Genomic DNA, 7699 nt, shown 5'->3' on the forward strand with positions numbered 1-7699 from the left:
GCAATGACCGCGCAGCCCGAAATCACCCACCGTCGCGTCCTGAAAATCGCTGTACCGATTGTTCTGTCCAACGCGACGGTTCCCATTCTTGGCGCGGTGGATGTGGGTGTTGTCGGTCAGATGGGCGAAGCTGCCCCCATCGGCGCGGTCGGGATGGGCGCGATTATTCTGACAACGCTTTACTGGTTCTTTGGCTTTCTGCGCATGGGCACCGCTGGTTTGGTCGGACAGGCACATGGGGCAGGTGACAAAGCCGAGGTGTCGGCCATTCTGACCCGCTCGCTTTTGATCGCAGGCGCCGCGGGCCTGGGGTTGATTGTGTTGCAGGCCTTGCTCTTTCGCGGCGCATTTGCGTTGTCTCCCGCGTCTGAGGAAGTCGAGAGCCTTGCCGCCACCTATCTGAAAATTCGCATCTGGACGGCGCCTTGCGCGATTGCGGTCTATGCCCTGACCGGCTGGCTGGTTGCGATGGAACGCACGCAGGGGGTGTTCTGGATCCAACTGGTCATGAACGGGATCAATATCGCGCTGGATCTGTGGTTCGTTCTGGGCCTTGGTTGGGGCGTCGAAGGCGTGGCGATCGCGACCGTCATCGCCGAATTCACCGGGGCGGCCTTTGCACTTTGGTATTGCCGAGATGCCTTTGACAACGTCGAATGGCGCAATTGGATCCGCGTGTTTGACCGCGAAAAGGTCAAGCGGATGATGGTGCTCAATCTGGATATTCTGATCCGCTCGGCCATGTTGATGGCCATCTTTACCAGCTTTGTCTTTATCGGCGCCCGGTTTGGCGATGTGACGCTTGCGGCCAACGAAGTGCTAACCCAGTTCCTGCACATCACGGCCTATGCAATGGACGGCTTTGCCTTTGCCGCCGAAGCGCTGATCGCGCGGGCTATCGGCCAATCCAACAGAGCCCGCGTGCGAAAAGCGGCCCGGTACTGCATGTTTTGGGGCGGCGTGACTTGTATTTTCTTGGCGCTGGGCTTTGCGCTGGGCGGCGGTGCGCTGATTGATACGATGGCCAAGTCAGGCGAGGTCCAAGACGTTGCGCGCAGGTATCTGTGGTGGATGGTTCTGGCGCCGATCACTGGCTTTGTGGCCTGGATGTTTGACGGCATCTTTATCGGCGCAACGCGGGGCCGGGACATGCGCAATATGATGGCCGTATCCTTTGGCATCTATATTGTCGCCGTGCTTGCTCTGGTGCCTGCTTATGGCAACGACGGGCTTTGGGCCGCGCTGATCATCTCGTTTATCGCGCGTGGTATCACGTTGGGACTGAAGTACCCCGCGCTAGAAAGGGCCGTCGGCTAAAGGATCTCAAGAACCGCTTCGGGCGGGCGGCCCAGTCGGGCACCTTTGTCGGTGATGACAATCGGGCGCTCGATCAGTTTGGGCGCTTTGGCCATGGCGGCTATAAGCACATCATCACTGTCGGTTTTGGCGAGCCCCAGCGTTTTGAATTCGGCTTCACCGGTCCGCATCAGTTGGATGGCCGGGATGTCGAGGTGCGCCAGCACGTCACGCAGCTCTGCCTCAGTAGGGGCGTCGTCTAAATACTTCCTGATCTCGACGGGCCCTTTTTCTTGCACAAGCACCAGAGTTGCACGAGATTTTGAGCAGCGTGGATTGTGCCAGATGACCGTCATAGCCAGCCGCTCCTTTTGGTTCCGATGGCGTCTTCTACATTGGCAAAGCCATCCTGTTCCAGCAGGCGATCCAGCCCAAGCAGAACGTCCTGCACCATGGACAGCCCACCATAAACCAGCGCTGTATAGAGCTGGACGGCCGAGGCTCCGGCACAGATTTTGGCATAGGCCTGTTCAGCGTTTGATACACCGCCGACGCCAATCAGGGGCAGTTTGCCTTCGGTGACGTAGGACAGGCGGGCCAGAACGCGGGTGGATTTCTCAAACAGCGGCGCGCCGGACAGCCCGCCCATCTGGTCGCGGTGTGCCGATGTCAGGCCGGCGCGATCGAGTGTTGTATTGGTCGCGATGACAGCGTCGATGTTTTGCTCCAGCGCGACCTCAGCGATTTCTTCGATCTCGGCTTCGGTGAGGTCGGGGGCAATCTTTAGAAAGATCGGGATCTTGCGGTTAAGCGTGTCGCGCACGTCCAAAACGCCAGACAAAAGGGCCGACAAGGCCTCTTTGCCCTGAAGGTCGCGCAGCTTTTCTGTATTGGGCGAACTGACGTTGACGGTTGCGAAATCCAGATGGTTTCCGCAATGCGCCAAAACCTTTGCGAAATCGGCGGCGCGATCTTCGCTGTCTTTATTGGCCCCCAGATTCAAGCCCAGAATGGCGTCGCGCGGACGCTTGGCGAGCCGGGCGGCGATGGCCTCCATGCCCTGATTGTTAAAGCCAAACCGGTTGATCGCGGCCTGATCTTCGGTCAGGCGGAAGAGGCGTGGCTTGGGGTTGCCGGGCTGAGGGCGCGGCGTGGCTGCGCCCACCTCAAAAAAGCCGAACCCTGCGCGCGACAGGCCCAGCAAGGCTTCGGCGTTCTTGTCAAACCCTGCGGCCAATCCCAGAGGGTTCGCCAAATCCAGACCTGCAACGCGAGTGCGCAAGCGCGGTGACGTCACAAGTCCGGGTGCGGCCGCGACCCCCAGTTGCAGACTTTTGATCGCCAGACCATGCGCAGTTTCCGGGTCAAACCGGTACAGCAGGGGCATACCAAGCCGCTCTAGAAAGTTCATTCCATGCCTCCTGCCGGAAACTGGTGCGCGCCGTCCTTCAGTGGCAGAGGCTGGGCCCACAGAACATCCGCCAATCTAAGCGGTGCATAGAGGTGAGGAAACAGATCGCCCCCACGAGATGGCTCCCATTTCAGCGCGTCGCCTAATTTCTCACCATCCAGCGCCAGCAAGAAAAGTCCGTCTTCACCGGCGAAATGTCGGCGTGCGGTCTCTTGGGCCTGCGTTGCGGTGGAGAAATGAACAAACCCATCAGTGATATCAATCGGAGCCCCAAGGGATTCTCCTTTGGATTTCAGGTCTTTCCATTCGTCGGAGCGGAGGATTTTATAGATCTGCATACCGCTGACATGCCCTGAGACAGAAAAATGGTCAAGCGAGGTCTCTTTTCATTATACTGTTAAAGTTGAGAGTCTATTTCGGCTTGGATGTTTGTCTTCCGACCTGAACTTTGAAACCGTGTTCGGGTTGGAGACGTTATAGGTAACTTGGGAGAGTCATATGTCCAAAATATACACATCAGCAGCGATGCTAGCGCTGACCGCAGGGATGGCGTCAGCGGAATACAAGCTGACCATTCTGCACACGAACGATATTCACAGCCGCATAGAGTCGATCAACCGTTTTGACTCGACCTGTAATGCCGACGGCGAGGCCGAAGGTAAGTGTTTTGGTGGCGTTGCGCGCATCAAATCTGCCGTCGATGCAAAGCGCGATGAACTGGCGGGGACCAATTTTGTTGTTCTGGACGCGGGCGACCCGTTCCAAGGCTCGCTGTTCTACACCACCTATAAAGGTGCTGCCGAGGCCGAGTTCATGGAAGCGATCGGCTATGACGTCATGGCCGTGGGCAACCACGAGTTTGATGATGGCCCTGAAGGTCTTGAGTCCTTTGTGGACGCCGTGTCCTTCCCAGTGATCTCTGGCAACCTGGATCTGACTTCAGAGCCTGCATTGAACGGCAAAGTCGACAATCACATCGTTCTGAACGTCGGCGGGCAAAAGATCGGGATTATCTCGGCGCTGGCAACCGACACAGTCGACACATCGTCTCCGGGCGACAACGTTGTCTTTCAGGATGAAATTGAAAGCCTGAAGGCCGATGTCGCGGCGCTTGAAGCGGCAGGTGTGAACAAAATCATCGCATTGAACCACGTCGGTCTGGCAAAAGACCTTGAAATCGCGGCGGCGGTTCCGGGCATTGACGTCGTCGTGGGCGGGCACTCTCATACGTTGCTGTCCAACACCAGCGACCGTGCCGCGGGCGCCTATCCAACGATGGTTGGCGACGTTCCTGTCGTTCAGGCCTATGCCTATTCCAAGTATCTGGGTGAATTGGTCGTGACGTTTGACGACGCGGGCAATGTGACCTCTGCGATGGGCGAGCCAATCTTGCTGGATGCCTCTGTTACTCCGGATGCCGCAATGGCAGCGCGCGTGGCGGAAATGGGCGCTCCGATCGAAGAGATGAAGCAGCGTGTCGTTGCGGAAACCGCTGAAGCGGTTGAAGGTGCGCGCGAGTTCTGCCGGACGGGTGAATGCGCCATGGGCAACCTTGTGGCGGACGCGATGCTGGACCGGGTTAAGGATCAGGGCATCTCGATCGCCATTCAGAACGGCGGCGGTCTGCGTGCGTCGATCGATGCGGGCGAAGTCACCATGGGCGAAGTTCTGACGGTGCTGCCATTCCAGAATACGCTGTCGACGTTCTTTGTGTCCGGTCAAACTGTGATCGACGCGCTTGAGAACGGTGTCAGCCAGGTCGAAGAAGTGAAGGGCCGCTTCCCACAGGTCGCCGGTCTGCAGTTTACCTGGGACGCATCTGTTGCCGCAGGTGAGGGCCGAGTGCAGGAGGTTCTGGTCATGGAAGGTGGCGATTGGGTCGCGATTGATCCGGCCAAGACCTATGGCCTTGTGTCCAACAACTATGTGCGTGGCGGCGGCGATGGTTACAAAATGTTCCGTGACGCTGAAAATGCATACGACTATGGTCCAGACCTTGCGGACGTCACCGCAGAATATCTGGCGAAGGTGGGTCCATACACACCATATACCGACGGACGCATCGCTCAGAAATAAGCTCTGAGAACACGAATCAGAAAGCCCGGCCCGAAAGGTGCCGGGCTTTTTGCGTTTGGAAACATCATTCTAGGCGGCGGTTGACAAAATGAAGCGATTGTCACATTTAATTAAGCGAAATTTTAGAAAACAAGGATCACACCATGCATATCTCTCGCTCGACCACCATCAATGCGCCCATCGACGTTGTCTGGGCCAAACTGTTTGACGACTTTGTCAACGTGCATCACTGGATGGCGTCCATCAAAGGATCCTCTGCAATGCCGGGCCGCGTGACGGTAGAGGGCGCACCCGCGGTTGGCCGTATTGCTGAAATCGGGGCAGGGGCGCCCGGTGCCTTGATGGAAGAGAAAATCACCGCCGCGCAGGTCAGCGCCTATCGCTTTGAGTTTGATACCGCCTTGACCAACATGACCGGCTTCAATCCCATCATCGGATGGCCCAACCAGATCAAACTTGAACCCGTCGATGGCGGCACACAGGTCACCTGGGCGCTGCAACCCAAGCTGAAGCTGCTGGGCAAGCCGATGTATTTCGCGATCAAGAAAAGCTTGGGCAACGGCTTTGTGCGCAGCCTTGACGAGATCAAAGCCTATATCGAAACAGGTCAGCCGCATCCGCGCAAGGCAGCGGCCTTTGAAAAAGAGGGGATGCCCGCAGACTTGGCAACCGCGGCGGTTTAAGATTAAGTCGCGCAAAACCAGATGAGGGTGCCGTGGCCTCTGACGCGAAACAAAATCTACTCAAGGCCGGAACACGGCTGTTTGCCGAACACGGGTTTGCCGGGGCTTCAGTGCGAGATATTTGCACTGAAGCTGGCGTTGGCCGGAATATGATCCACCACTATTTTGGCAATAAAGACGGCTTGTTACAGGCCATCTTTGACGCGTTCTCGACCTCTGCTTTTGAATCTGCCATCCGGTTGATCGCCAAACCCGCAACAACCGCCGATGAATTTCAACTGAAGCTGGATCTGTTCCTTGCCGAAGTCTTTGAGGTGCTGATCGCGAATGCTGCGATCTTTCGCATCATGTCGCGGGAAACCGGTGCCTTCCTGCCGCTCACGGAATTGCGCGAAGCGGTGGTCACCTATCTTGAGGCCGCTCAGACCGCGCAGCTCATCGACAGCGACATGGACGTCACAATGGCCCCGGGGTTCATTCTGGATCGGCTGGGCGGGCAGGTGCTTTATGCGTTGCGACTTGGGGACGCGCGGCAGTTCAATGTCATCAAAGACCCGACCTACCGCGCAGAGTGGCTTGCCGCGAACACCCGTCTTTTGCTGTTCGGCCTCGTTGGGCGCAGCTAGATTTTGATGCGGTCCTGTTTGTCAGAGATCGGAATGAACTCTTCGGTGTCGCCGGGTGGCAGATGGAACGGGCCATTTGCCCAATCCGCAGATTTCCAGGCTTCTTTCGCGGCCTCGATCTTTGATTTGTCCGAGCTGACAAAATTCCACCAGATATAGCGCGGCCCATTTAGAGTTGCGCCACCCAATGCCATCAGACGCGCGCCCTGCGACCCAGCCCGGATCGAGATTTTGTCGCCGGGGCGGAACACCATCATCTGGCCGACCTCAAAAGTCTGCCCGCTGACCTCAATCGAGCCTTGCGTTACATAGATCCCACGGTCTTCGTGGTTGTCCGGCAACGGGATCTGCGCGCCAGCCTCCAGAACGACATCTGCATAGAAAATCTCAGATTGCATCGTGACGGGCGAAGCTGCGCCCCAGGCATCTCCAAGGATCAATCGCGCCGAGGCCCCGTTGTCTTGCAAAAACGGAAGCGTCGCTTCTTTGTGGTGTTCGAAATCCGGCGCCATGTCTTCTTTGTCTTCCGGCAGCGCGACCCAGGTCTGAATCCCGAACAGCGAATGCCGGGTTGCGCGGGTATCTTCCGAGGTACGCTCGGAATGGGTGACACCACGCCCCGCCAGCATCCAGTTCACCTCGCCGGGATAGATCATCTGATGCGTGCCAAGCGAGTCGCGATGCTCAAATTCGCCCTGATACAGATAGGTGACAGTACCAAGCCCAATGTGGGGGTGCGGGCGCACGTCGATGCCGCCGTTCGTGATAAATTCTGCCGGTCCCATCTGGTCAAAAAACACAAACGGCCCAACCATTTTGCGCTCCACCGAGGGCAGGGCGCGGCGCACTTCAAATCCGCCAAGGTCACGCGCGCGTGGCACAATCATGGTTTCGATATTCTCGAGCGTTGCCTCAGGATGTTGGCTTGGATTCCAGCTCATCAGTCTGTCCTTTCGCTTGCGCGGCCGACCGGCCGCCTAAGGCGCGTCCACTTGGATGCGGTGATCCTAATGTAGCCGGAAATGGCCGCATGGCTATTCCTCGCCCTTGCAGGACACTTGCGCATTTAGGCACAGAAGAGTGCAGGCCCGCACCGGACGTCGCGGGGCTGACACTGGGGGCAAGACGGGATAGATTGCCGACATGGACCACCCTTTGATCGACCTCATCAATCAAAAGATCGCGGCTGCCGAGGCAGACGGGGCCTTTGATGATCTGGAAGGTGCCGGCAAACCGCTGCCGCGCGAAGACGATCCCGAAAACGCTTTGATCAATCGCCTTGTCAAAGAAAGCGGCGGTGTGCCCGAATTCGTGTCCCTGTCGCGCGAACTGGCCAAGCTGCGCGAAGAACTGCGCGACACCGGAGATCGCACGCGTCGTCGCGACATCATGACAGAGATGTCGATGATGGAAGCACGGATCGATCTGGCCCGCAGACAGGCGCGCTAGCCAGCCTCTATGTGCGGACGTTTTGCGATAACCCTTCCCACAGATGCGATGGCCCAGCTGTTTGATGCGGTGCCCGCCAATGACATGCCGGATGTGCCCAACTACAACGTCTGTCCGACCACCGGCATTCATGTTGTCATGACCGATGACGCGCGTCG

The 7699-nt window shown here is 57.7% G+C and carries 10 protein-coding genes; 6 read left to right on the forward strand and 4 right to left on the reverse strand.

The window, feature by feature from the left end:
- Window positions 1–3 precede the first annotated feature (3 nt).
- Complete coding sequence (locus ACEQWH_RS09955) at window positions 4–1317, forward strand: MATE family efflux transporter (RefSeq protein WP_370230306.1); 1314 nt, start codon at window positions 4–6, stop codon at window positions 1315–1317.
- Here ACEQWH_RS09955 and arsC read toward each other — a convergent pair.
- The 3 genes from arsC to ACEQWH_RS09970 are packed head-to-tail and all read right to left on the reverse strand — an operon-like array spanning window position 1314 to window position 3045.
- On the reverse strand, window positions 1314–1652 hold the full coding sequence (gene arsC, locus ACEQWH_RS09960; protein ID WP_370230309.1) for an arsenate reductase (glutaredoxin): 339 nt from the start codon (window positions 1650–1652) through the stop codon (window positions 1314–1316). The genes ACEQWH_RS09955 and arsC overlap by 4 nt on opposite strands.
- A complete protein-coding gene (locus ACEQWH_RS09965) occupies window positions 1649–2707 on the reverse strand; it encodes a quinone-dependent dihydroorotate dehydrogenase (protein ID WP_370230311.1) in 1059 nt (352 codons plus the stop codon). Before ACEQWH_RS09965 ends, arsC begins: the two co-directional genes overlap by 4 nt.
- Window positions 2704–3045 carry a DUF952 domain-containing protein gene (locus tag ACEQWH_RS09970; protein ID WP_370230312.1) on the reverse strand — a complete coding sequence of 114 codons (342 nt, stop codon included), beginning with the start codon at window positions 3043–3045 and terminating at the stop codon, window positions 2704–2706. The genes ACEQWH_RS09965 and ACEQWH_RS09970 overlap by 4 nt, the downstream gene beginning before the upstream one ends.
- Before the next feature lie 160 nt (window positions 3046–3205).
- Here ACEQWH_RS09970 and ACEQWH_RS09975 point away from each other — a divergent pair, with 160 nt between their 5' ends.
- The 3 genes from ACEQWH_RS09975 to ACEQWH_RS09985 all read left to right on the forward strand — a co-directional run bounded on the left by ACEQWH_RS09975 (window position 3206) and on the right by ACEQWH_RS09985 (window position 6092).
- Window positions 3206–4783, forward strand: a complete 1578-nt coding sequence (locus ACEQWH_RS09975) for a bifunctional UDP-sugar hydrolase/5'-nucleotidase (RefSeq protein ID WP_370230315.1) — start codon at window positions 3206–3208, stop codon at window positions 4781–4783.
- Between the two features lie 143 nt (window positions 4784–4926).
- Entirely contained in the window at window positions 4927–5466 is a 540-nt protein-coding gene (locus tag ACEQWH_RS09980) for an SRPBCC family protein (RefSeq protein WP_370230316.1), read from the forward strand.
- Between the two features lie 32 nt (window positions 5467–5498).
- Window positions 5499–6092: a TetR/AcrR family transcriptional regulator gene (locus ACEQWH_RS09985; protein ID WP_370230318.1), complete on the forward strand. Its 594-nt coding sequence runs from the start codon at window positions 5499–5501 to the stop codon at window positions 6090–6092.
- Here ACEQWH_RS09985 and ACEQWH_RS09990 read toward each other — a convergent pair.
- Window positions 6089–7033 carry a pirin family protein gene (locus ACEQWH_RS09990; RefSeq protein ID WP_370230321.1) on the reverse strand — a complete coding sequence of 315 codons (945 nt, stop codon included), beginning with the start codon at window positions 7031–7033 and terminating at the stop codon, window positions 6089–6091. The two genes, ACEQWH_RS09985 and ACEQWH_RS09990, sit on opposite strands and share 4 nt — an antisense overlap.
- A gap of 202 nt (window positions 7034–7235) precedes the next feature.
- Between ACEQWH_RS09990 and ACEQWH_RS09995 the strand changes: the two genes are divergently transcribed.
- Window positions 7236–7541 (forward strand): DUF1992 domain-containing protein, encoded by a 306-nt coding sequence (locus tag ACEQWH_RS09995; RefSeq protein ID WP_370230323.1) that lies wholly within the window; start codon window positions 7236–7238, stop codon window positions 7539–7541.
- Window positions 7542–7550: 9 nt separating this feature from the next.
- Window positions 7551–7699: SOS response-associated peptidase family protein (locus ACEQWH_RS10000; protein WP_370230326.1), on the forward strand; the 149-nt coding region annotated here is incomplete at its 3' end.

The sequence above is a fragment of the Cognatishimia sp. genome (assembly GCF_964229375.1).
Taxonomy (GTDB): Bacteria; Pseudomonadota; Alphaproteobacteria; order Rhodobacterales; family Rhodobacteraceae; genus Cognatishimia.

Coding starts and splice junctions, on each gene's coding strand:
- ACEQWH_RS09980 (WP_370230316.1), top strand. CDS start 4,927: ATGCATATCTCTCGCTCGACCACCATCAATGCGCCCATCGACGTTGTC.
- arsC (WP_370230309.1), bottom strand. CDS start 1,652: ATGACGGTCATCTGGCACAATCCACGCTGCTCAAAATCTCGTGCAACT.
- ACEQWH_RS09975 (WP_370230315.1), top strand. CDS start 3,206: ATGTCCAAAATATACACATCAGCAGCGATGCTAGCGCTGACCGCAGGG.
- ACEQWH_RS09955 (WP_370230306.1), top strand. CDS start 4: ATGACCGCGCAGCCCGAAATCACCCACCGTCGCGTCCTGAAAATCGCT.
- ACEQWH_RS09965 (WP_370230311.1), bottom strand. CDS start 2,707: ATGAACTTTCTAGAGCGGCTTGGTATGCCCCTGCTGTACCGGTTTGAC.
- ACEQWH_RS09970 (WP_370230312.1), bottom strand. CDS start 3,045: ATGCAGATCTATAAAATCCTCCGCTCCGACGAATGGAAAGACCTGAAA.
- ACEQWH_RS09995 (WP_370230323.1), top strand. CDS start 7,236: ATGGACCACCCTTTGATCGACCTCATCAATCAAAAGATCGCGGCTGCC.
- ACEQWH_RS09990 (WP_370230321.1), bottom strand. CDS start 7,033: ATGAGCTGGAATCCAAGCCAACATCCTGAGGCAACGCTCGAGAATATC.